This window comes from Caulobacter flavus, from assembly GCF_003722335.1.
Classification (GTDB): Bacteria; Pseudomonadota; Alphaproteobacteria; order Caulobacterales; family Caulobacteraceae; genus Caulobacter; species Caulobacter flavus.
Window position 1 is genome coordinate 4,754,805 of the sequence record NZ_CP026100.1, and the last position, 22,737, is coordinate 4,777,541.

The following is a 22,737-nucleotide window of genomic DNA, read 5'->3' on the forward strand; positions in this document are numbered from 1 at the left end:
CTATCCGTTCGATCATTTTATATTCGTTGAGAAAAGCGCCCTCACAAACACAAATCCCCATCGAACAAGTCGGGGATAAATCCGTGCAGACCTTCAAGCTTCAACTTCTAGCTTTCACTTCCGGCCTCGCCGTCACCAGCGTGGCCTTGGCCGCCGAACCCGCGCCGGCCGCCAATACCGACGACGCCGGCTCGGCCGCCGTCGAGCAGGTGATCGTCACCGCCGAGCGCCGCGCCACCGACCTGCAGAAGACCGCCATCGCCATCTCGGCCTTCGGCCCGCAGGTGCTGGCCGACCGCAAGGTCGACAACATCCGCGATCTGGCTGGCCAGATCCCGAACCTGTCGATCAGCCGCGTCACCATCAGCCACACCACCCAGACCTACGCCCTGCGGGGCGTCGGCGAGGCCGATCCGATCCAGGAGCCGGTGCTGGCGGTCTATGTCGACGACGTCTACGTGCCCCGCCAGATCGGCTCGATGATCGAGTTCAACGACCTGGAGCGCATCGAGGTGCTGCGCGGGCCGCAAGGCACGCTCTACGGCCGCAACTCCAGCGCCGGCGCCCTGCGGATCATCACCCGCGACCCGGGCGACGCCTTCCGGGCCAAGGCCGAGGTGGGGCTGGGCAGCTACGGCGCGGTCGACGTGCGGGCCCTGCTCGAGGGGCCGATCGTCGAGGGCAAGCTGGCCGGCAGCCTGTCGTACATCCACCACAAGCGCGACGGGGTGACCTTCGACCCGACGCTGAACCACGACGTCAACCGCATCGACCTGGACGCCTGGCGCGCCAAGCTGCGCTGGACGCCGACCGAAAAGCTGGACGTCCTGTTCACCCTGAACGCCCTGCGTGACCGCAGCGACACCCGCAGCTACATCCCGGTCAACCAGCCGGGCGGCGGGTTCGACAAGCGCCGCTCCTATTCCGAAGTGGAGCCGACCCAGGACCTGGACCAGATCAGCGGCTCGATCCGCGTCCAGTACGCGCTGAACGACAACCTCAAGATCAAGTCGATCACCGCCTACGGCGGCTTCAACCTCAATCCCGTCAACTACGACAACGACGGCGAGGCGGCGCTGATCCAGAAGAACCTGATCCACTACAACGACCAGTACGTCACCCAGGAAGTCCAGCTGAACGGCGACTACGGCCGCCTGACCTTCACCAGCGGGCTGTTCTACCTGCACGAACGCTTCTTCGTGGAGCGCGACGGCTACAGCCGCCGCAACGCCCAGGCCACCGATCCGGCGGTGACGCCCGGCAACTACAACTTCGCCCGCGCCCACAACGTGACCAACACCGACGCCTACGCCCTGTTCGGCGAGGCGACCTACGCGGTGACCGACCGCTTCAGCCTGACCGGCGGCCTGCGCTGGACCAACGAGGAGAAGGAATTCGTCTTCGACAACAAGGTGCTGAACCTGGCCGGCCAGGTGATCGGCCAGTCGATCGCGGGGACGGCCGACAAGACCTGGTCGGCGATCACGCCCAAGCTGACCGCCCAGTACCAGTGGACCCCGGACGTCTCGCAGTACGTCAGCTACTCCAAGGGCTTCAAGTCGGGCGGCTTCGACAACCGGGCCACGCGCCTGGACCTGGCCACCCTGCCCTTCGCGCCCGAGGACGTGACCACCTTCGAGGCGGGCCTGAAGACCCAAGCCTTCGACCGCCGCCTGCGGGCCAACCTGGCGGCGTTCTACAACGACTATCAGGACCTGCAGGTGTCGTTCTACGACCCGGCCTATGTGGGCAGCCGCCGCGGCAACGCAGGCCAGGCCCACACCTACGGCGTCGAACTGGAGACCCAGGCGCGGCCGACCGATCGGGTGGGCCTGAACTTCAACGTCGGCTGGTTGTTCGCGGTCTATGACGACTACAAGGGCGCCGGCGGCGCGGGCGTGAACGCCGACGGCAACCGCCTGCTGAACTCGCCGCGCTGGAACCTGTCGGGCGGCGTCACCTGGGACGTGCCAGTCGAGGTTCCGGGATCGGTGCGCGTGGGCCTGGACGCCCAGTGGCAGAGCGGCGTCGTCAGCAGCGCCACCCCGTCGGCCGGCGGCCAGCACGACATCCCCTCGCAAGGCTTCCTGAACGGCACGATCACCTGGACCGCGCCGGACCCGCACTGGGCCGTGCAGCTGTCGGCGCGCAACATCCTCGACAGCGACAAGCCGGTGTCCTCGACCTACACCCCGTCGACGGCCGTCTACTACCAGAACTTCCCCGACCCGCGGACCTGGCTGGTCACGCTGAAGTACGCGCTGTGACGGCATGAGCAGCGCCCCCAACCTTCACCGTCTGGCCCAGTTTGTCGGCGACCTCGGCGCCCTGCTCGACCGAACGGGCGACGAGGCCACGATCCTGCGCGAGGGCGAGGCCCTGCTGGCCGGACTGATCGCCCAGGACGACTGGCTGCCTGACGCCTACGCCGTTCCCAGCCCGGCCCGCTACCAGCAGTACCTGCTGCATTGCGACAGCCGCGAGCGGTTCAGCGTGGTCAGCTTCGTCTGGGGTCCGGGCCAGGCCACGCCCGTGCACGACCACACGGTCTGGGGCCTGGTAGGGGTGCTGCGGGGCGCCGAGCTGTCTCAGCCCTATCGCCGCGACGGCGAGGCCCTAGTCGCCGACGGCCCGGCCCACCGGCTGGAGCGCGGCCAGGTCGAGGCGGTCTCGCCCACCGTCGGCGACGTGCACCAGGTCACCAACGCCTTCGACGACCAGGCCTCGATCAGCATCCACGTCTACGGGGCCAATATCGGCGCGGTCCGCCGCGCCACCTACGACGCCGAGGGACGCAGCAAGCCCTTCGTCTCCGGCTACTCCAACGACACTCTCCCCAACCTGTGGGACCGGTCCCGGCCGGTCCCCGTCGAGGCCGCGCCATGACCCTGCCCGTCGTCACGCCCCGCGAGGTCCGCCAGGACCTGATCGCCCGCCGCGAGATCGCCCTCCTGGACCTGCGCGAGGAGGATCCGTTCGCCAAGGCCCACCCGCTGTTCGCCTCGCAGCTGCCGCTCTCGCGGCTCGAGGTCGAGATCCTCGACCGCGTGCCCCGCAAGGAGACGCGCATCGTGCTGTACGACGACGGCGAAGGGCTGGTCTCGCCGGCCGGCAAGCGGCTGGCGGCGCTGGGCTACGCCAATGTCCGCGCGCTGGCTGGGGGGCTGCAAGGCTGGAAGGACGCCGGCTACGAGCTGTTCCAGGACGTCAACTCCTACAGCAAGGCGTTCGGCGAGCTGGTCGAGGCCCAGCGGCACACCCCGTCGCTGCCCGCCCAGGAGGTGCAGGCCCGCATCGACGCCAAGGCCGACCAGGTGATCCTCGACGCCCGCCGGTTCGAGGAATACGCGGTGATGAGCATCCCGGGCGGGGTCAGCACGCCGGGCGCCGAACTGGTGCTGCGGGCGCGGGAACTGGCGCCCGATCCTTCGACCACGATCATCGTCAACTGCGCGGGCCGCACCCGCAGCCTGATCGGCGCCCAGTCGCTGGTCAACGCCGGCGTGCCCAACCCCGTCTTCGCCCTGCGCAACGGCACGATCGGCTGGACCCTGGCCCAGCAGAGCCTGGAGCATGGTCAAAGCCGCAGGTTCCCCGACGTCTCGAACCAGACCCTGGAAGAAGCCCGCGCCAAGGCCCGCGACGTGGCCTATCGCGCCGGCGTGCGGCGCATCGACGCCGAGGGACTGGCGGACTTGGCCGCCGACCGCAAGCGCACGCTCTACCGCTTCGACGTGCGCACGCCGGACGAGTACGCCAAGGGCCATCTGCCCGGATTCCGCAGCGCGCCGGGCGGCCAGCTGGTGCAGGAGACCGACGTCTTCGCCCCCGTGCGCGGCGGTCGCATCGTGCTGGCCGACGACCTGGGTCCGCGCGCCGACATGACCGCCTCGTGGCTCGCGCAGCTGGGCTGGGAGGTCTACGTGCTGGAGGGCGGCTTCGAGGGCGAACTGGGCATCGGCCCCTGGACGCCGGCCCAGCCGCCGCACCTGCCGGTGGTCGAGACGATCCTGCCGCGCGCGCTCTCCGAAGCCCTGGCCGAAGAGACCGTGGTGGTGCTGGACCTCGCGCCCAGCCCGGCCCACCGCAAGGGCCACGTCCCCGGCGCCTGGTTCGCGATCCGCGCCCAGCTGGCCGAGGCCCTGGAGCGCGTCCCGGAAGGCAAGCCGATCGTCCTGACCTCGCCCGACGGGGTGCTGGCGCGCCTGGCCGCGCCGGAGCTGGAGGAGATCGCCGACCAGCCGGTGCGGGTGCTCGACGGCGGCACGGCCGCCTGGGTCGCCGCCGGCCGGGCGCTGGAAACCGGGTTGCCTCGGGCCGCCAGCGATCCGACCGACATCTACAAGCGCCCCTACGAGGGAACCGACAACGCCGCCGAGGCCATGCAGGCCTATCTCGACTGGGAGTTCGGCCTGGTCGACCAGCTGGCCCGCGACGGGTCGCACGGCTTCTACGTGATCTGAGGTCCCGCCATGACCCTGACCCTCTACATCGCGCCCGGCAGCTCCTCGCTGGCCCCGCTGGTGGCGCTCGAAGAGATCGGCGTCGCCTACGAGGTGCGCCGGCTCGACCTTTCGGCCGGCGACCAGCGCAAGCCCGAGTACCTGCGGGTCAATCCCAAGGGCCGCGTGCCCACCCTGCTGGTCGGCGCCGAGCCGGTCACCGAGGTGCTGGCGATCCTGACGTACCTCGCCCACCGCTACCCGCACAGCGAGCTGCTGCCGCTGCTGGAGCCGCTGAAGCTGGCCCACGCCTACGAGGTGATGAGCTGGTTCGCCAGCACCGTGCACGTGGCCTTCGCCCAGATCGCCCGGCCCGAGCGCTACGCCGACGACGAGGCGGTGAAGGCCGCCCTGGCCACGCCCGGCGAGGCCCGCTTCGCCCGCACCCTGGCCGACATCGAGCGGCTGGCCCAGGAGCCGAGTCCCTGGCTGCTGGGCCAGCATTTCAGCGTCGTCGACGCCTACGCCCTGGTGATCTGGCGCTGGGCCGAGCGCCGCCAGATCGACCTTTCGACCTATCCCGCCTGGAGCGCCAAGGCCGCCCGCGCCTTCGCCCGCCCCTCCGTCGTGCGCGCCCTGCGCAAGGAGACGGCCCAGGCGCCGACCCACGCCCACTGACCAACCCCTTCCTCGAACCTTCGGGAGTCTCCCATGAGCGTCGAATTCATCGGTATCATCCACACCCAGAACGTCTCGGAGATCCATCCGCCAGCCGGCCCGGTCATCGACGTCGACTATGTCGAGAAGATCGCCCGCGCCCATGACGAAGGCGGCTTCGACCGCGCCCTCGTGGCCTTCCACTCGACCGGTCCGGAAAGCCAGCTGGTGGTGGCGCACGCGGCCTCGGTGACCAAGAAGCTGAACTTCATGATCGCCCACCGGCCGGGCTTCACCCAGCCGACCCTGGCGGCCCGGCAGCTGGCGACGCTGGACCACTTCACCGGCGGCCGCGTGGCGGTGCACATCATCACCGGCGGCTCGGACGAGGAACTGGCCAAGGACGGCGACCACCTGACCAAGGACGAGCGCTACGCCCGCACCAGCGAATATCTCGACATCGTCCGTGCCGAATGGGCCAGCGACAAGCCCTTCGACTACGAGGGCAAGTACTACAAGGTCGACCAGGGCTTCGGCGCGGTGAAGCCGCTGCGCGCGCCGCAGATCCCGGTCTATTTCGGAGGCTCCTCGGAGGCGGCGATCCCGGTGGCCGGCAAGCACGCCGACATCTTCGCCCTGTGGGGCGAGACCCAGGCGCAGGTGGCCGAGACCATCGCCCGGGTGCGCCACGCGGCGGCCAAGCACGGCCGGCAGGTGAAGTTCTCGCTGTCGCTGCGGCCGATCATCGCCGAGACGGAAGAGGCCGCCTGGGCCCGCGCCGACGAGATCGTCGCCCGCACCAAGGCCCTGCGCGAGGCCGCCGGCCTGCCGACCAGCGGCCACCACCCGCCCAACGCCGGCTCGCAGCGCCTGCTGGACGCGGCCGCGCAAGGCTCGCGTCTCGACAAGCGTCTGTGGACGGGGGTCGCGGCCGTCACCGGCGCGGCGGGCAACTCCACGGGCCTGGTCGGCACGCCGCAGCAGGTGGCCGAAGCGCTGCTGGACTACTACGACCTTGGCGTCACCACCTTCCTGATCCGGGGCTTCGATCCCGTCGAGGACGCCATCGCCTATGGTCGTGACCTGCTGCCGCTGGTGCGCAGGCTGGTGGCCGAGCGCGAGGCGGCGCCGGCGGCCGCGGCGAGCTGACGTCATGGCTCCGTACGACGCCGGCTCTCCGGTCCAGGCGCCGGAGACCGATTTCCGCGACGTGCTGGCCCACCTGGCGAGCGGCGTCGCCATCGTCGCCTGCTGGGACGGCGATGCGCCGCGCGGCCTGCTGGTCAGCTCGATCACCGGCCTTTCGGTCGCCCCGCCGCGCTTCCTGTTCTGCGTGCGCAAGGAGGCGGGCTGCCACGACGCGCTGCTGGCGCGCCCCGACCTGTCGGTGGCGCTGCTGGGCGCGGCCGACGAGGACGAGGCCCTGCGCTTCGCGTCGGGCTCGCGGGCCCACGAGCGGTTCGATCCCGCCCGCTGGCGCCTGCGCCGCCCCACGCCGCCGGTGTTCGCCGGCGGGGTGGCGCGGGCCGTCTGCCGGGTGGACGCCGTGGTCGACGCCGGCAGCCACTCGATCTTCATCGTCGAGGCCGAGCACGTGGGCTTTTCGCCGGCGCCGGCCCTGGTGGCGTGGAACCGGGGGCTGACGGCGGTGGGGTGAGGGCCAACGGCCCGTCCCTCAAGATGCTCCCCCTGAAGGGGGAGCTGTCGCGAAGCGACTGAGGGGGAAGTAGTTGTTCACGGTGGCGGCGTCGCTGAGTCATCAGCGACTTCCCCCTCCGGCCCTCCGGGCCACCTCCCCCTTCAGGGGGAGGGTCTGCAGCGAGTTCACCCCGCCTTGATCCTCCTCAACGCCCTAACCGCCCCAAGACACGCCGCGGCGGCTTCGCGGCCCTTGTTGGCGGCGTCGTCGCGGCTGCGGACCAGGGCCTGGTCGTCGTCGTAGGTGGTCAGGACGCCGAAGGTGATCGGGGTCTCGGTGGCCAGGCCCGCCTGCATCAGGCCGATACTGGCGCCAAGGCTGATGAACTCGAAGTGGGCGGTGTCGCCCTTGATTACGCAGCCCAGGCAGACGACGCCGTCATAGCGGCCGGTGCGGGCCAGGGCCTGGGCCAGCAGCGGCAGCTCGAAGGCGCCGGGCGCGTCGATGACGTCGCCGTCGGCGACGGGCGCGCCGCCTTCCTGGAGTTCGGCCAGAGCGCCCCGCAGCAGGCCGCCGGTGACCTCGGGGTTGAAGCCGCTGACGACGACGGCGACGCGGGGAGCGGGTTGGGTCATGAAGGCGATCCGGTTCAGGAGGCGCGGGCCAGGCCGTGGCCCAGCTTGTCGCGCTTGGCGGCGAGGTAGGCGGCGTTGTGCGGGGTGACGGGCGCCAGCAGCGGAAGCTGCTCGACCACCTCGATCCCGCCCGCGCGCAGGGCGGCGGCCTTGCGCGGATTGTTGCTGAGCAGGCGGAGGCGGCCGACGCCCAGCGCCGCGAGCATGGCCACGGCGGCGGCGTAGTCGCGGGGGTCGTCGGCGAACCCCAGGGCGTGGTTGGCCTCGACGGTGTCGAGCCCGCCGTCCTGCAGGGCATAGGCGGCGATCTTGTTGGCCAGGCCAACGCCCCTGCCCTCGTGGCCGCGCAGATAGACGATCGCCCCGCCCTCCTCGCCGATGCGCCGCATCGAGGCCTGCAGCTGGGCGCCGCAGTCGCAGCGCTGCGAGCCCAGAGCGTCGCCGGTGAGGCATTCGGAATGCACCCGCACCAGCGGGGCCGCGCCCAGCGGTCCCTTCAGCAGGACGAGGTGCTCGACGCCGCTGGCGCGATCGCGGAAGGCGCGGACCTCGAACTCGCCGCCGTGAGCCGACGGCAGATGCGCGGCGGCGACCGGCTCGACCGCTGCGACCCGCAGGTGCGCGACCAGTTCGGCGATGGTCAGGATCGGCAGGTCGTGGCGGGCGCCGAAGACCTCCAGGTCGTCGCGCCGGGCCATGGTCCCGTCGTCGTTCATCACCTCGCAGATGACGGCGGCGGGGGTAAGGCCGGCCAGCTTCATCAGCTCGACCGAGGCCTCGGTGTGGCCGGCGCGAGCCAGCACCCCGCCCGGCACGGCCCGCAGCGGAAAAACGTGGCCGGGCGAGACCAGATCGGCGGGCCCGGCATCGGGCGCGACGGCGGCCTGGATGGTCAGCGCCCGGTCGAAGGCCGAGATGCCGGTGTCGACGCCGACCGCCGCCTCGATCGAGACGGTGAAGGCGGTGCTGCGCCGGGTCTTGTTATCGGCGACCATCGGCGGCAGGCCAAGGCGGTCGACGGCCCGCGGCTCCATGGCCAGGCAGATCAGGCCGCTGGCGGCCTTGGCCATGAAGGCGATGGCGGCGGCGTCGGCGAACTGGGCGCCGAGCACCAGGTCGCCCTCGTTCTCGCGATCCTCGTCGTCGACGAGGATGATCATGCCGCCCGCCTTCAGGCGTTCGAGGGCGTCAGATAGGCGTGACATAGCCGCTCCACGTATTTGGCCAGCACGTCGACCTCGACATTGATCGGGTCGCCGACGGCGGCGTGCTGCAGGTTGGTGTGGGTCCAGGTGTGGGGGATGATCGTGAGCCCGACCGGAAAACGTCCCTGCCCGTCCGGCGAGCCGACGTGGTTGAGGGTCAGACTGATCCCGTCCAGCGCGATCGAGCCCTTCTCGACGCAGAAGGCCCGCAAGGCGGCCGGCAGGCTCAAGGTCAGCCGGCACGAACCGCCGTCGTCGATCACCTCGGCCAGGCGCGCGACGCCGTCGACATGGCCCTGGACCAGATGGCCCGAAAGGCGGGTCGAGAGGGTCACGGCCCGTTCGAGGTTGAGGCGCGCGCCGGGCCCCGCCGCGCCCAGGCTGGTGCGGGCCAGGGTCTCGGGACTGACGAAGAAGTCGGCGCCGCCGCTCTCGTCATGGCGGACCACGGTCAGGCAGACGCCATTGACCGCGACGCTTTCGCCCAGCGCCAGGTCGGGAAAGCCGGTGGCCAGCGACAGACGCAGGGCGCCGTCCTCGGGGGCGACGGCGACGACCTCGCCCAGGGTTTCGATGATGCCGGAGAACATGGGGCTCCTTCAGGCGGCCGGCCGGCGAAGGACGGTCTCGACGGTGTCGGGATCGCCGGGCCGGGCGGCCTTGGTGATGACGACACGCTCGTCCCAGAGGCCAGCGTCGAGGAAGGCGGCCGACAGGGTCGGGCCGGCCTCGACCAGGGCCTCCAGGGCGCCGCCGGCGGCTAGGTCGGCCAGCAGCGCGGGGATGTCGGCGTGGACGGAAGGTTCGAGGCCGCGCTCGCGGGCGGCGTCCAGATAGGCGCGCGGCACGCGGCCCCGGCGGTCGAGAATGGCCAGGCGCCGGGGTGCGCGGCGCGGATCGGCCACGCGGCGCACGGTCAGCAGCGGCGCGTCGGCCAGGATCGTGCCCGAGCCGGTGATCACCGCGTCGGCGCGGCGGCGCAGGGCGTGGGCCAGATCGAGCGAGGCCTCCGAGGCGAAGGTCTTCGCCCCGGTCGGCGGGATCATCGAGCCGTCGGTAGTGAAGGCCTGCTTGACGGTCAGCCACGGGCGACCTTGCGTGGCGCGCATGGCGAAGGGGGCGATCAACCGAGCGCTCTCGGCGGCCAGGGGGCCGGCGACGAAGGCGATGTCGAGGCCGGCCGTCGCCAGACGCCGCGCGCCGCCGCCGGCGACGGCGGGGTTGGGGTCGCGGGCGCCGATCCAGACGGCCCGGGCGGGGCTGGCCAGGATCGCCTCGACGCACGGCGGCGTGCGGCCGTGGTGGTTGCAAGGCTCCAGGGTGACGACAAGCGTGTGGACCTCGTCCCAACGGTCGCGGCATGCGGCGAGCGCCGCCGCCTCGGCATGCGGCAGGCCCGCGCCCTGGTGGGCTTCCACCGCCAGCACCGCACCGTCGGCGGCCAGCACGGCGCAGCCCACCGGGGGGTTGGGCGCGGTGGCGCCGGCCAGTTGCGAAGCGGCGTCGAGCGCGAGCCGGAAGGCCTGGGCGATGGCCGGTGGTGGAGGCGAAAAAGCCGTCATGGCGGGGAGTTAGGCCCCGCTTCTCATCCCCGCCAAGCGTTGGTCGCTTTTCGAAACTCTTACATGTTAGAGCCCACGGGAAATGACGGCGGCGCGTTTTGCGCCTACGAGCGTGAGCATGCGCGCGCAGCCCCCGAGCCGGCCATGAAGGGCCCCCTGAACAGCGTCGAGCCCCATGGCGACTGGGCCCCGGGGCTGCAGAAGGCGCGGCTTTACGAGCTGATCCTGCAGGACATCATCCTGGGCGAGCTGCCACCGATGCAGGTGCTGGAGGAAAAGGCCCTGGCCGTCCGCTACGCCGGCGGCGTGGCCGGGGTGCGCGAGGCGCTGGGACGGCTGGCCATCGAGGGACTGGTGGTGCGCCGGCCGCGCGTGGGCACGATCGTCGCGCCTATGGACGTCGCCGAGATCGAGCACGCCTTCGAGGTGCGGCGGATGCTGGAAGGCCGCACGGCCGCCCTGGCCGCCCGCAACCGCCGTCCGGCCGACCTGGTGGCGATCACCGCCGCCTTCGAGGGCGCCGAGGCCGCGATCGAAGCCGGCGACTTCCGGGCCATGCTGGCCATGGACCATGCCTTCCACCGCGCGGTGGCCTTCGCGGCCCAGAACCCCACCCTCGCCCGCTTCGTCATCGCCCTGCAGAACGTCGCGACGCGGTTCTGGATCTGGCAGATGGAGAAGCAGACGCCGGAGGAGCAGATGGCCGACGTGGTGCTGCACCGGGCCCTGGCCCAGGCCATCGTCGACCGCGATCCTGCCGCCGCCGAGGCCATCTGCGCCCAACTGATCGGCGAGCCGCCCAGCGCCCAACGCGCCTGACATCGCCCATGATGGGCGAAAAATAGGCCGACCCCGGGTTGCGCATTGTTACGTTATAACATAGTTGACCTGCGATCGTTTTCAGATGGGGTCAGCGTTCCATGCAACTTCGAAGCATCCTTCTCGCCGCCGGCAGCCTCTCGGCCTTCGCCGCTCCGACCTGGGCGCTGGCGGCGCAATCGGGCCCCGGCGCGACCGACGTCGAGGGCGTGGTGGTCACCGCCGACCCGCTGGGCCGCTCGGGCAAGGAGGTGATCTCCAGCGTCGCGGTGCTGACCGGCGAGGAACTGGTGCAGCGCCGCCAGGCGACGCTGGGCGAGACGCTGAACGGCCTGCCCGGCGTCAATTCCGACACCTTCGGCGGCGGCGCCAGCCGGCCGGTGATCCGTGGCCAGACCGCCCCGCGCGTGAAGGTGCTGAGCGAGGGCGCGGCGCTGATGGACGCCTCGGAGGTGTCGCCCGACCACGCCGTCTCCGGCGAGCCGCTGCTGCTGGACGGCGTCGAGATCCTGCGCGGCCCCAGCGCCCTGCTCTACGGCGGCGGCGCGATCGGCGGGGCGGTCAACCTGATCGACCGCAAAATCCCGACCCAGATCCCGCCCCTGGGCGGCGACGGCGTGGCCGAGGTGCGCTTCGGCTCGGCCGACAACGAGCGGGCCGGCGTCCTGGGCCTGACGGCGGGCGTGGGCCAGTTCGCGGTGCGCATCGAGGCGGCCGGCCGCAAGGCCGACGACTACGAGGCTCCCGACTTCGACAGCTCGACCGTGCCGGGCACCTTCAACCGCACCTCGACGGCGACCCTGGGCCTGTCGTGGATCGGCTCGCGCGGCTATCTCGGCGCGGCCTACACCCAGCAGGACAGCAAGTACGGCCTGCCCGGCCACAGCCACGAGTACGAGTCCTGCCACCCGCACGGGACCACCCTGCACTGCGGCGGCCACGACGATCATGGCGACGAGGACGACCACGATCACGACCATGAGGGCGAAGAACACGGCGCGCCGGTCGTCGACCTGCTGAGCAAGCGCCTCGACGTGCGCGGCGAGATCAACGACCCGTTCGCCGGCGTCGAGCGTATCCGCCTGCGGGCCGGCTACACCGACTATCGCCATCACGAGATCGAGGAAGGCGCGATCGCCACCACCTTCGGCAACGAGGGCTACGACGCCCGGGTCGAGGTGCAGCACGCGCCGATCGGCGGCGTGCGCGGCGTGGTCGGCGTGCAGGTGGGCAAGAGCGACTTCTCGGCCGTCGGTGAGGAGGCCTTCATTCCGCAAAGCCGCACCAAGACTTCGGCGCTGTTCGTGGTCGAGGAATACGTGGCCGGCGACTGGCGCTTCGAAGGCGCCTTGCGCCAGGAGTGGCAGGACGCCAGCGCGCTTGGCCGCGCGGACGCCGAGCACAAGCCGTTCTCGGCCTCGGCCGCGGCCAGCTGGACCTTCACGCCGGGCTACGTGGCCTCGCTGTCGGTCGCCCGCTCGCAACGCGCCCCCAGCGCCCAGGAGCTCTATGCCCGGGGCGTGCACCTGGCGACCAACACCTACGAGATCGGCTCGGCCGACCTGGACGTCGAGACCGCCGCATCGGTCGAACTGGGCCTGCGCAAGACGCAAGGGGCCACGACCTTCTCGGCCAGCGTCTACCGCTACGAATACGACGGCTACATCTATGCCGACACGCTGGACCGCTACGAGGACTTCCGCCTGGTGCGCTACGCACAGGACGACGCCCGCTTCACCGGCGTCGAGGGCCAGGTGACGCAGAAGCTGAAGCCCTGGCTGTCGGTGACGGCGTTCGGCGACTACGTGCGGGCCAAGCTGAAGGACGGCGGCGGCGACCTGCCGCGCGTTCCGGCCGGCCGCCTGGGCCTGCGGGGCGACGCCAAGAGCGGCGCCTGGAGCGGGAATGTCGAGTACGTGCGGGTCTTCGACCAGGACCGCGTCGCGGTCTTCGAAAGCGAGACCCCGGGCTACGACATGGTCAACGCCACCCTGGCCTACGACCTGCCGATGGGTCCGGTGATCGGCCAGATGTTCCTGCGCGGAACCAACCTGCTGGACGAGAAAGCCCTGAACCACGCTTCGTTCGTCAGCACCGCAGCCCCGCTGCGCGGGCGAAACCTGGTGCTGGGCCTGCGGGCGCTGTTCTAGGACGGCGCAAACTTGGAGACGCCATCCCCCTCCCCGGGCGTCTCCAACCACTCGTCATCCCGGCCGCAGCGTAGCGGAGAGCCGGGACCCAGGAGCCGGCGCATTGCGGTCGCGCCTGGGTCCCGGGTCTGCGGACCGCTTCGCGGTCCTTCGCCCGGGATGACGAGTTTTAATCCGCCTTGGCGACCACGGCGCCCGGCGTGATCTTCACGCTGTGCACGGCCCACATCGGCTCGATGGCCTTGCTGGCGAAGGTGAAACAGATGTCGCCCTTGCCGCGCGGCGGGGCGTCGACGACGATCTTGGTCAGGGCCGAGTTCCTGGACGCTTCCGTCAACGGCACGGTGGCCAGGCGCGGACCCTTGCAGCCGAAGCGCACCTCCAGCTCGCCCTCGGGACGCGACGGCGGCCGCACCGGCAGCGGCTCCAGCTTGTTGCCGAGCTGGAAGTTGTAGGGCAGTTGGCCGACCGTGACGGTCAGCTTGGCGCCGTTCGAGAGGTCGGCGTCCTTCCAGATCCAGCACGGATTGAGGATGTCGAGCAGGAAGGTCGCACGCTCGCCCTTGTCGTTGGCGCCATCGTCCTCGAGATTGAGGATCAGGCCCTCGGTGCAGCGGGTCAGCTGGTGCGAGCGGCGGGTCAGGGCGGTGTCGGCCGTGACGTTCCAGGCCCGCACGCGGCCCAGCGGATGCTTGCCCTGGAAGGTCCGGGCCTTCAGCTGGGCGCCGGCCGCAAGCTTCAGCGGCGCGGCGTAGCGCGGCGAGGCCGCCGTCGGCTCGGAGCCGTCGGTGGTGTAGCGCACCTCGCCGACCTGCAGGCCGGTGTCGAGGCTGGCGCCGATCTCGCCCCCCTTGGGCCAGTCGAAGGCCGCCTGCGGTTCGAACGGCACGGTGTCGTAGGCCAGGCCCAGGTCGGACAGGCGGCCCAGCGTCGCCGGCAGGCGATCCTCGAAGCCGGCCCAGCCCTGCTTGTCGCGCGGGGTCCAGGCGTTTTCGGCCAGGGCCGCCAGGCGCGGGAACAGCATCGCCACCGCCCGCTCGTCGGTGCGGATGTGCTCGCTGAACATCGTGGCCTGCATGCCCAGCACGTGCTTGTGCTGCTCGGGCGTCAGCTCGGACGGCTCGGCGTCGAAGGCGTAGACGGTCTTCAGCGTCGAGAGCTTGCCACGACCGGGCGGCTCGTCGGGCGAGGTGCTCTGGCGATGGTCGAAATAGAGAACCGGCCCCGGCGCCAGCACCGTGTCGTGGCCCTGCTTGGCGGCAGCGACCGCGCCCTCCAGCCCGCGCCATGACATGACGGTGGCGTTGGGCGCCAGCCCCCCTTCTAGGATCTCGTCCCAGCCGACCAGACGGCGGCCCTTGGCGTTGAGATGCTTTTCGATGCGCTGGATGAAATAGCTCTGCAGGGCGTGCTCGTCGGCCAGGCCCAGTTCCTTCATGCGGGCCTGGATCTTGGGCGAGGCTTCCCACTGGGCCTTCAGCGCCTCGTCGCCGCCGACGTGGATGTATTCCGACGGGAAGATCGCCATCACCTCGTCGAGAACGTCCTCCAGGAAAGCGAAGGTCTCGTCGTCGACGTTGAAGATGTCGGGATAGACACCCCAGTCGGCCATGACGCGATCGGCCGCCGGGCGCGTACCCAGCCGCGGATAGCTGGAGATCGCCGCCTGGGCGTGGCCCGGCATCTCGATCTCGGGCACCACGACGATGCTGCGGGCGGCGGCGTAGGCGACGATCTCGCGCGCCTGGTCCTGGGTGTAGAAGCCGCCGTAGCGGACCTCCTCGCCCGAGGCCTTGTAGCCCGCCGCCCCGGCCGGACGCCGCCAGGCGCCGTGGTCGGTGAGGTTCGGATACTTCTTGATCTCCAGCCGCCAGCCCTGGTCGTCGGTCAGATGCCAGTGCAGCGTGTTGAGCTTGAGGCTGGCCATGCCGTCGATGATCCGCCTGATCGTCGGCAGGCTCTGATAGTGGCGGGTGCTGTCCAGCATCAGGCCGCGCCAGGAAAAGCGCGGGGCGTCCTCGATGCTGATGGCCTGCACGCGGAGCGGCGCGCCGGCCTTGTCCTTGCCTTGTGCGGGGCCCGCCAACTGCCACAGCGACACCGCGCCGTAGAACAGGCCCGCCTTGTCCTTGGCGCGGATCTCGGCGCGCCTGGACGAGACGTCGAGGGCGTAGGCCTCGCCTTCCGGGCCTGCGCGCGACAGCACGACGCCGCCGGCGCCGACGCCCTCCTTGATGGCGAGGCGCACGCCGCGCGTGGCCGCCAGGGTGTCGACCAGCCACTGTGCCGCGCCCCGGGCCTGCTCGTCGCCCGCCGGGATCCAGACCGTGTCGCCGGCGCGCAGGGTCAGCACGCCCTGGGCCGGCGCGATCCTGGCCGGAGCCGGGGTCACGGCGAAGGCCTGGGCGGCCAGGGCCGGCGCGGGCGCGAGGGCGGCGAGCGCGACGACAGCTGCGACGGGTCGTATGGACAAAGGCATGGTCAGCTCCCAGCGGCCTCTTTTCAGAGGCTCTTGATCGTTATGTTTGAAATCCGGGCTTCGAAGCCCTTGCCGGCCGGCGAGGCGCACATGACGCCCAGGTCCACCGCGTCCGGCATCGGCAGGTGGCCAAGCCGCGTGTCGACGAAGGCCCCCTCGCCCACCGCATGGGCGCAGAACAGGGTCTGGCCCGAGCGCCGCAGCTTGACCCGCACGGCCGGGGCCGTGGGGATCACCAGCGACGAGCCGTCGGACCAGTCGCGGGTGAAGACGGTGGCCGAGTGAAGCTCGCCCCCCAGGCGCTCGACCCCGGTCTTCATCCAGAGGTCGGGCGCCAGGCGCAGCATCAGGCCGGTCTGGTCGGCGTCGGCGGCGTAGTCGCCGGCCAGGACGGCGGTCATCTCGAAGTCGCCGGACTGCCGGCGAAACCAGAAGTGGCCGTTGTCGATCAGCGGCCCGCCGGCCGTGCGACGCCAGAAGTCGGTTCCAGCCCCGGCCTCGCAGACCAGGGTCCCGTCGTTCCAGGCCCAGGTTCGCGGCGCGTTCAGCCATGACCAGCCGTCGGCGGCGCGGGCCATGGCCGGTCCGGCGAGGGCGACGGCGGCCGCTCCGGCCAGGACGCCGCGACGGTCGAGGACGGGCTCAGACGACAAGGCTCAGCCCCAGCACGCAGATCAGGCCGACGATGCCGACGACGCTCTCCATCACCGTCCAGGACAGCAGGGTCTCCTTGAGGCTGAGGCCGAAATACTCCTTGAACAGCCAGAAGCCCGGGTCGTTGATGTGCGAGAACATCAGGCTGCCGGCGCCGATGGCCAGCACCATCAGGTTGGGATCGACGCCGGTCGTGGCCATCACCGGCTGGATCAGGCCGGCGGCGGTGAGGCCCGCGATGGTGGCCGAGCCGAGGGCGACGCGGATGACCATGGCGATCAGCCAGCCCAGCACCAGCGGGTGCAGCGGCAGGGAGCCCAGCCAGCCGCCCAGGGTGGCGCTGACGCCGCTGTCGACGAACACCTGCTTGAGCGCCCCGGCGCCGGCCAGGATCAGCAGGATCGAGGCCACGTCCTTGAGGGCGTCGCCATAGCGCTGCATCTGCATCGGGACGCCGATCCCGCGCAGCACGCCCAGGCTGAAGGTGGCGTAGATCAGGCACAGCGTCAGGACGACGGCGGGATGGCCGACGAAGCCGATCAGGTCGTGGGTCGGCGACGGGCCCCTGAAGGCGACCAACAGCGCCGTGGTGGCGGCGATCAGCACCACCGGCAGCAGCGCGGTCGTGAAACTGTTGATCGGGCCGGGGCCGGCGGCGGCCGGGGCCTCCTCGGCGGCGAACGGCGAGTCCGCGGCCGGTCCGCCCAGCGGCAGCAGGTTGACGCGCTTGAGCACCAGGGTCAGCAGCGGGCCGCCGACCATCAGGGCGGCGATGCTGACGATCAGGCCGTAGCCGAGGGTCAGGCCGGTGTCGGCGCCGAACAGGGTGACGAGGGCCGCCGGCGACGGGTGCGGCGGCAGGTAGCCGTGGGCCACCGACAGGCCCGACAGCAACGGCAGGCCCACATAGACCGGCGGCAGGTCAGCCCGCTTGGCGATCGAGAAGATCAGCGGGATCATCACCACGAAGCCAACGCTGTAGAACAGCGGGATGCCGACGATCAGGCCGGTCATGGCCATGGCCAGCAGGATGAAGCGCAGGCCCACCGCGCCGATCAGGGCGCGGGCGATGCTCTGGGCGGCGCCGCTGTCGGCGATGGCGCGGCCGAACATGGCGCCCAGGCAGATGATCGCCACCAGGCCGCCCAGCATGTCGCCGACACCCTTCTCCAGCGACTTGGGGATCTGGGCCAGCGGCATGCCGAACATGACGGCGCCGCCGAGGGCCACCACAAGGAAGGCCAGGAACGGCGGGACCTTGCCCCAGGCGATCAGCACCACCAGCAGCGCGATCAACGCGACTACGCCAAGCACCATCATGGTCGGACCACCCTGAGCCCCGCGGGCGACGTTTCGCTCCGCGGTGGAAGGAAAGAGCGATTCCCCGGCGCCGTGGGGTTTTGTGGCGCCGGGGAATCTAAAGCCGGACAAGGCAGGGGAAACCGCCTTGGGGCTGAGGCCCGGCCGCTTACCGGGGAGGGAGTGGCTTCGCGGCCGGTGAAGGGCGCGCTCGCAGAAGCGCGCCCCAACTCGACGATCAGAACCGCAGGCGCACGCCCGCGCGGTACATCCGACCGATGGTGTCGTAGAGGTAGGGGTTGACGCCCGGGCTGACGTTGGTGGTCGGCGCGGCGACCGGATCCTCGTCGAACAGGTTGTCGACCTTGAAGTAGGCGGTGACGTTGTCGTTGACGTCGTAGGTGCCGCCGAGGTCGACGTAGGTCGCCCCCTCCATGTGGTTGTTGTCGATGGTGCGGCGCTGCACGGTCGAGACCGGGCAGTTGGTCTGGCACTCGATGTATTCGTTGTTGTAGACGCCGTCGCTGATCCAGCGCTGGTAGAGGGTCAGGCTGAGGCGGTCGAGCGCCCAGGTCTGGCTGAAGGTCGCCTTCCAGTCGGGCGTGTTGGACAGGTTCACGCCGGCGCTCTCGACCGGGATCGTGCCAAGCACGCCCGAGGTGGTCTTGAAGCTCATGACGTGGGTGGCCAGCGCGCGGATCGACAGCGTGCCCGGCAGGCCCCAGTCTTCCAGGTTCTTGCGGTAGATCGCCTCCAGGTCGACGCCCTTGGTGCGCATGGTGGCGACGTTGAAGGCCTGCACCCGCACGAAGTTGGTGTTGGGCTGAGTGCTGGTCAGCAGCATCGCCCCGCAGATCTCCTGGTTGCCGGCGACGCACAGGTCGACCAGGTCCTGGGCGGCAAGCGAGTTGATAGCGCCGTCGACCTTGATGTCGAAATAGTCGGCCGAGAAGCTGAAGCCCGGCAGCCAGGCCGGCTCGGCCAGGACGACGCCGACCTCGGTGTTGCGGGCGATCTCGGGGCGCAGGTTGCTGTTGCCGACGATCTCCTGGAGGACGTTCACCGCCGTGCCCTTGTAGAGGACGGTGGCGTTGGTCACGACCGGCGGCGCGAACAGCTCGCCCAGGTTCGGGGCGCGGATGTCGCGCGAGGTCACCGCCCGCAGGCGCAGGCCCTGGACCGGCGTCTTCCAGACGCCGCCCAGCTTCCACGTCGTGACGTTGCCCGAGGTGCTGTACTTGGTCTGGCGAACCGCGCCGTTGATGTTGGCCTCGCCGAGGGTCTCGGACTGCAGGACCGGCACGTTGGCTTCGAGGTAGCCTTCGACGACGTTATAGGAGCCGTGGCCGCCGTGGTAGTTGCCGGCGTACCAGTTGTTGCCGGCCACGCGCAGCAGCGGATCGGCCTTGTAGTCGTCGGTGTAGCCGTTGTCGGCCGTGGCGCCGTCGCCGTAGGGGTCGCCGACGGTCTTGTACTTCTCCTCGCGCCATTCCAGGCCGGCGGCGATGGCCACCGGGCCGGCCCACGACTGCAGCGGCTCGCCGGTGACGTTGAACGCGGCGACGGACTGGTTCTGCTTGGAGCGCTGGCGCGGCCCGTTCTCGGGCATCACGTAGGCCCGGGCGGCCGGATCCTGGGTGACGTTGCCGATGATGTTCAGCGGCACGCAGCCGTTGGCGCGGGCGATCGGGTCACGGCAGATCACCGTGCCGTTCGGGCCGGCGATGGCGTCGATGGCGGCGTTGTAGCGCGGCGTCAGGGTGATGTTGTCGACGTCGATGCTGATGCGGTTCACGCCGTAGGCGTAGTAGGCGTCATAGCTCCACGACGTGCCGAACACCTCGCGGCTGCCGCTGGCGCCGAGCACGAAGCGTTCCTGCTCGCGCTTGACGTTGACGTCGATGGGACCGAACGCGCCGTTGCTGGTGCCCATCTGGAAGCTGGTGATGTTGTTGTTGACGCAGGCCGTGCGGATGGCGGCCGGCACGAACGGGTTCTCGCACTGGATGGTCAGGCCGGTGCGCTCGGCGCCGACGTTGGGCTGGTTGAGCGAGTTCACCTGGGCGAAGTTGGTGGTCAGGTAGATCTCGTCGTCGTCGCCCCACTTGTAGCTGACGCGGCCGTAGGCGACCTTGCGCTTGAGGCGCGCGGCCAGGGTCGGCGAGGCGCCGATGCCGCCCGACAGGTCGCCGCCGACGCAGAACGGAGCGAAGCAGCCGGTGACGCCGCCAGCGCCGTTGGGCGTGCCGCCCGAGCCGTACTGGAACTGATAGGGCGCGCCGCCCTGACCGAAGGCGATGCCTTGCAGCGGTCCGTTCGTGATCAGGCCGTACTTGGCGTACTGGATCTGCTGGGCGCCCTTGATGACGCGGTACTGCGGCAGGCCGTCGGTGGTCGAGGCCAGCGGACGCACCTGGATGGCGGGCGTCTCGTACCAGTCGCGGCCGCCGGCCTGCTGCTCGCCGAAGCCGCCGGCCAGGACGCCGGCCTCGCGGCTGTACTCGACGCTGCCGATGACGCGCAGGCGATCGTCCATGAAGGCGTCGCCGAACGCGGCCTGGGCCACGAAGGTGTCGTTGTCGCGGTACTTGCTCTCGCCGCCTTCGAGGCGGGCCTTGAAGCCCTCGAAGGTCTTGTCGGTCACGAAGTTGACGACGCCGCCGATGGCGTCCGAACCATACGAGGCCGAGGCGCCGCCGGTGACCACGTCGACCTGCTTGATCAGCAGTTGCGGGAACTGGCTGACGTCGGAGACGCCGTTGATGTTGGCCGGGGTGACGCGCTGGCCGTCCAGCAGGGTCAGGGTGCGGATGGGGCCAAGGCCCCGCAGGCTGAACGAACTCAGGCCCTGCATGCCGCTGCTGGTGCTGTTGACGAAGACCGTCTTGCCGGTGCTGCCCTGCAGGGCCGGCATCTGGACGATGGCCTGGAAGACGTTGGGCTGCGAGGCCTTCTCGAGGTCCTCGGCGGTGACGGTGGTGGTCGGCGTCGGCTGGGTGAAGCCGCGCGAGGCGATGCGCGAACCGGTGACGACGACTTCAGAGACGGTGGCGTCGCCTTCGGCCGCGGGCGCTTCGGCCTGCTGCGCCGCATGGGCCATCGCCCCCCAGGACAACAGCGCCAGAGCCGAGACCGTGCCGGCGTAGGTTCGGCGATTCAATTTCAACAACTTCCAGCCCCCTTGCTCGAGGAGTTCGAGCCCGGGCGCACTGATGGCGCTCTCTGAACCCGACTCCAGATAAATGTTATTACTTCCCTGCTCGCGCAGAGACGCTCTTTATGTTTTCGAATGTCGGACAATCACGCGCGGATACTGTTGCGAACCGCGCCGCCGCCTTCAATTCCCGCCCCATTCAGGACGCAGGAAGGATTGTCACAGCCCCTATATAACGTCAATCACAAAACATTCATTTATGTAGCAATCATAAAAACATTGCCTAAGGGCGCACCTGGAACCGGCAATAATTCCTTATTTTTCAATGACAAGAACGGCGCCCAGAAATGCGGCGCCGATGAAAGATACGCTTTCAAAGCGACGCGAGCACGCTTTCGCGCACACGCCAGACGCTTGAGACCGCTATCAAGAGAAGATCAAATTCCGAGCGCACGAATAGGCGATCAGGCGCCACGACCAAACATACGGCCGCAAGGTGCGCAGAAGAGATCGCCGGACGCGGCCCCGATCAGTCGCCGATCGGCTGCTGAGGCGCGATTCCGTGGAGCCAGGCGACGCTGCCCCGGGCCCGACGCAGCATCTGGTGCGCCCGCTCGCCGAGCGATGCGGCGACGGCGTAGGCCAGGCGGTCGATGACGAACAGCTGGGCGAAGCGCATCGGGTTGGGCTGGAACTCCTCCACGCCCGACGGCGACAGCCCCACGTGCAGGCAGATGTCGGCGTCGCGGCCCAGCGGCGAGTCCGCGTCGGTGATGGCGATGCAGACGGCCTTGTAGTGCTTGGCCAGCTCCATGCTCTCCTGCAGCTCGCGCGGGCGGCCGGTGGAGGACAGGAACAGCGCCACGTCGCCGGGCGACAGGATGGCGGCCGACATCCGCTGGGCGTAGCCGTCGGTGAACACCATGGCCGGCACGTCGAGGCGGAACAGGCGGTTGTGGATCTCGCTGGCCAGGGCGGCCGAACTGCCGCCGATTCCGTAGACGACCACGCGCGCGGCCTTGGCGATGGCCAGGGCGGCGGCCTGCAGGTCGTTCTCGTTCAAAGTCTCGCGCGTGCGCCCGAGGGCGTCGATGATGGTGTCGAACAGGCGGTCGGCGACAGCGGCGTCGGCGCCCGAGGCGGCGACCGGATCGGGCCTGGCCGGCGCCGGCCGCGCCGCCCGCTCGCGCTGGTCGGTGACGGCCTGGGCGTGCGCCAGCTCCTGGATCAGGCGGAACTTCAGGTCCTTGAAGCCCTCGCAGCCCACGGTGCGGCAGAAGCGCAGGACGGTGGGCTCGCTGACGCCCAGATCGGTGGCGACCGACTTGACGCTGGCGCGGACGAACTCGTGCGGGGACTTCAGGATCAGCTTGGCGATCTTGAGGTCGGAGCGCGTCATCGCCTCCATCATCGCCTCGATGCGCGGAAGGATGTCGCCGTCGTCGACGGCGCTTTCAGACTGACTCATCCCCCAATCCCTTCGCCCAGGCAACGCACGCTCACCGACAGATACCGACAACGATGTCGCGCCGCAATCAAGGTCGCCGGCTTGCCGACACCAAGAATGATAGTTTTGCTACATTTTCGTTGACACCGCTACATCCGACATGGCTCCTGAGGATCGGAACTCGACCTTGAGTCAGGAGAATTTCGTGTCCATCCAACGCATCGGCGCGGCCACCACGGGCACCGGCGGCAACGCCCTGCCCTTCTGCCAGGCCACGGTCGCCAACGGCTTCGTCTTCGTCTCGGGCCAGGTGCCGATGGACGAGAACGGCGTGCTGGTCGACGGCGGCGTCGTGCCCCAGACCCACAAGGTCATCGAGAACATCGTCGGCATCCTGGCCAAGGCCGGCTGCACCCTGAAGGACGTGGTCAAGGCCAATGTCTGGCTGGACGACGCCCGCGACTTTCACGCCTTCAACCGCGTCTACAACAGCTATTTCGGCGACGCCCTGCCGGCCCGCGCCTGCGTGCAGTCGCCGATGATGGTCGACTGCAAGGTCGAGATCGAGGTCATCGCCCTGGTTCCGCAGGCCTGA

General features: G+C 70.1%; 18 protein-coding genes and 1 pseudogene. 10 read left to right on the plus strand and 9 right to left on the minus strand.

Features of this window, described 5'->3' with window-relative positions:
* Positions 1–83 precede the first annotated feature (83 nt).
* From C1707_RS21725 to C1707_RS21750, 6 genes are read left to right on the plus strand one after another with little or no spacing between them, the layout of a single operon-like run.
* Positions 84–2,267: a TonB-dependent receptor gene (locus C1707_RS21725; protein WP_101714578.1), complete on the plus strand. Its 2,184-nt coding sequence runs from the start codon at positions 84–86 to the stop codon at positions 2,265–2,267.
* 4 nt (positions 2,268–2,271) lie between these two features.
* Complete coding sequence (locus C1707_RS21730; RefSeq protein WP_101714577.1) at positions 2,272–2,886, plus strand: cysteine dioxygenase family protein; 615 nt, start codon at positions 2,272–2,274, stop codon at positions 2,884–2,886.
* On the plus strand, positions 2,883–4,463 hold the full coding sequence (locus tag C1707_RS21735; RefSeq protein ID WP_101714576.1) for a rhodanese-like domain-containing protein: 1,581 nt from the start codon (positions 2,883–2,885) through the stop codon (positions 4,461–4,463). Before C1707_RS21730 ends, C1707_RS21735 begins: the two co-directional genes overlap by 4 nt.
* A 9-nt stretch (positions 4,464–4,472) precedes the next feature.
* Positions 4,473–5,120 (plus strand): glutathione S-transferase family protein, encoded by a 648-nt coding sequence (locus C1707_RS21740; protein ID WP_101714575.1) that lies wholly within the window; start codon positions 4,473–4,475, stop codon positions 5,118–5,120.
* Between the two features lie 33 nt (positions 5,121–5,153).
* Positions 5,154–6,248 carry an LLM class flavin-dependent oxidoreductase gene (locus C1707_RS21745; protein ID WP_101714574.1) on the plus strand — a complete coding sequence of 365 codons (1,095 nt, stop codon included), beginning with the start codon at positions 5,154–5,156 and terminating at the stop codon, positions 6,246–6,248.
* 4 nt (positions 6,249–6,252) lie between these two features.
* On the plus strand, positions 6,253–6,756 hold the full coding sequence (locus tag C1707_RS21750) for a flavin reductase family protein (RefSeq protein ID WP_101714573.1): 504 nt from the start codon (positions 6,253–6,255) through the stop codon (positions 6,754–6,756).
* A 167-nt stretch (positions 6,757–6,923) separates the two neighbouring features.
* Here C1707_RS21750 and ribH read toward each other — a convergent pair whose 3' ends face one another.
* The 4 genes from ribH to ribD are packed head-to-tail and all read right to left on the minus strand — an operon-like array spanning position 6,924 to position 10,140.
* Positions 6,924–7,373, minus strand: a complete 450-nt coding sequence (ribH, locus tag C1707_RS21755; protein ID WP_101714572.1) for a 6,7-dimethyl-8-ribityllumazine synthase — start codon at positions 7,371–7,373, stop codon at positions 6,924–6,926.
* Positions 7,374–7,387: 14 nt separating this feature from the next.
* Positions 7,388–8,578 (minus strand): 3,4-dihydroxy-2-butanone-4-phosphate synthase, encoded by a 1,191-nt coding sequence (gene ribB / locus C1707_RS27260; protein ID WP_101714571.1) that lies wholly within the window; start codon positions 8,576–8,578, stop codon positions 7,388–7,390.
* On the minus strand, positions 8,545–9,168 hold the full coding sequence (locus tag C1707_RS21765) for a riboflavin synthase (RefSeq protein WP_101714570.1): 624 nt from the start codon (positions 9,166–9,168) through the stop codon (positions 8,545–8,547). The genes ribB and C1707_RS21765 overlap by 34 nt, the downstream gene beginning before the upstream one ends.
* A 9-nt stretch (positions 9,169–9,177) precedes the next feature.
* A complete protein-coding gene (gene ribD / locus C1707_RS21770; RefSeq protein ID WP_101714569.1) occupies positions 9,178–10,140 on the minus strand; it encodes a bifunctional diaminohydroxyphosphoribosylaminopyrimidine deaminase/5-amino-6-(5-phosphoribosylamino)uracil reductase RibD in 963 nt (320 codons plus the stop codon).
* Between the two features lie 144 nt (positions 10,141–10,284).
* Between ribD and C1707_RS21775 the strand changes: the two genes are divergently transcribed.
* The 3 genes and pseudogenes from C1707_RS21775 to C1707_RS26870 form a co-directional block, all read left to right on the plus strand.
* Complete coding sequence (locus tag C1707_RS21775) at positions 10,285–10,959, plus strand: GntR family transcriptional regulator (protein ID WP_101714568.1); 675 nt, start codon at positions 10,285–10,287, stop codon at positions 10,957–10,959.
* A gap of 101 nt (positions 10,960–11,060) precedes the next feature.
* Complete coding sequence (locus tag C1707_RS21780; RefSeq protein ID WP_101714567.1) at positions 11,061–13,109, plus strand: TonB-dependent receptor domain-containing protein; 2,049 nt, start codon at positions 11,061–11,063, stop codon at positions 13,107–13,109.
* A gap of 55 nt (positions 13,110–13,164) precedes the next feature.
* Positions 13,165–13,272, plus strand: a pseudogene (locus C1707_RS26870) (hypothetical protein); the annotation flags it as partial.
* A 6-nt stretch (positions 13,273–13,278) separates the two neighbouring features.
* Here C1707_RS26870 and C1707_RS21785 read toward each other — a convergent pair.
* The 5 genes from C1707_RS21785 to C1707_RS21805 all read right to left on the minus strand — a co-directional run bounded on the left by C1707_RS21785 (position 13,279) and on the right by C1707_RS21805 (position 22,163).
* Positions 13,279–15,588, minus strand: a complete 2,310-nt coding sequence (locus C1707_RS21785; protein WP_240633783.1) for a beta-N-acetylhexosaminidase — start codon at positions 15,586–15,588, stop codon at positions 13,279–13,281.
* Positions 15,589–15,611: 23 nt separating this feature from the next.
* Positions 15,612–16,241 carry a DUF1349 domain-containing protein gene (locus C1707_RS21790; RefSeq protein ID WP_123170795.1) on the minus strand — a complete coding sequence of 210 codons (630 nt, stop codon included), beginning with the start codon at positions 16,239–16,241 and terminating at the stop codon, positions 15,612–15,614.
* Complete coding sequence (locus C1707_RS21795; protein WP_240633784.1) at positions 16,231–17,562, minus strand: GntP family permease; 1,332 nt, start codon at positions 17,560–17,562, stop codon at positions 16,231–16,233. Before C1707_RS21795 ends, C1707_RS21790 begins: the two co-directional genes overlap by 11 nt.
* Before the next feature lie 217 nt (positions 17,563–17,779).
* Positions 17,780–20,701: a TonB-dependent receptor domain-containing protein gene (locus tag C1707_RS21800; protein ID WP_240633785.1), complete on the minus strand. Its 2,922-nt coding sequence runs from the start codon at positions 20,699–20,701 to the stop codon at positions 17,780–17,782.
* A 523-nt stretch (positions 20,702–21,224) separates the two neighbouring features.
* Entirely contained in the window at positions 21,225–22,163 is a 939-nt protein-coding gene (locus C1707_RS21805; protein WP_101714563.1) for a MurR/RpiR family transcriptional regulator, read from the minus strand.
* A 184-nt stretch (positions 22,164–22,347) separates the two neighbouring features.
* Here C1707_RS21805 and C1707_RS21810 point away from each other — a divergent pair, with 184 nt between their 5' ends.
* Positions 22,348–22,737: a RidA family protein gene (locus C1707_RS21810; RefSeq protein ID WP_058347523.1), complete on the plus strand. Its 390-nt coding sequence runs from the start codon at positions 22,348–22,350 to the stop codon at positions 22,735–22,737.

Bases quoted from the DNA above. Each gene is read 5' to 3' on its own strand.
- C1707_RS21730 (WP_101714577.1), top strand. From the start codon at position 2,272: ATGAGCAGCGCCCCCAACCTTCACCGTCTGGCCCAGTTTGTCGGCGAC.
- C1707_RS21735 (WP_101714576.1), top strand. From the start codon at position 2,883: ATGACCCTGCCCGTCGTCACGCCCCGCGAGGTCCGCCAGGACCTGATC.
- C1707_RS21740 (WP_101714575.1), top strand. From the start codon at position 4,473: ATGACCCTGACCCTCTACATCGCGCCCGGCAGCTCCTCGCTGGCCCCG.
- C1707_RS21745 (WP_101714574.1), top strand. From the start codon at position 5,154: ATGAGCGTCGAATTCATCGGTATCATCCACACCCAGAACGTCTCGGAG.
- C1707_RS21750 (WP_101714573.1), top strand. From the start codon at position 6,253: ATGGCTCCGTACGACGCCGGCTCTCCGGTCCAGGCGCCGGAGACCGAT.
- ribH (WP_101714572.1), bottom strand. From the start codon at position 7,373: ATGACCCAACCCGCTCCCCGCGTCGCCGTCGTCGTCAGCGGCTTCAAC.
- ribB (WP_101714571.1), bottom strand. From the start codon at position 8,578: ATGTCACGCCTATCTGACGCCCTCGAACGCCTGAAGGCGGGCGGCATG.
- C1707_RS21765 (WP_101714570.1), bottom strand. From the start codon at position 9,168: ATGTTCTCCGGCATCATCGAAACCCTGGGCGAGGTCGTCGCCGTCGCC.
- ribD (WP_101714569.1), bottom strand. From the start codon at position 10,140: ATGACGGCTTTTTCGCCTCCACCACCGGCCATCGCCCAGGCCTTCCGG.
- C1707_RS21775 (WP_101714568.1), top strand. From the start codon at position 10,285: ATGAAGGGCCCCCTGAACAGCGTCGAGCCCCATGGCGACTGGGCCCCG.
- C1707_RS21780 (WP_101714567.1), top strand. From the start codon at position 11,061: ATGCAACTTCGAAGCATCCTTCTCGCCGCCGGCAGCCTCTCGGCCTTC.
- C1707_RS21785 (WP_240633783.1), bottom strand. From the start codon at position 15,588: ATGCCTTTGTCCATACGACCCGTCGCAGCTGTCGTCGCGCTCGCCGCC.
- C1707_RS21795 (WP_240633784.1), bottom strand. From the start codon at position 17,562: ATGATGGTGCTTGGCGTAGTCGCGTTGATCGCGCTGCTGGTGGTGCTG.
- C1707_RS21805 (WP_101714563.1), bottom strand. From the start codon at position 22,163: ATGAGTCAGTCTGAAAGCGCCGTCGACGACGGCGACATCCTTCCGCGC.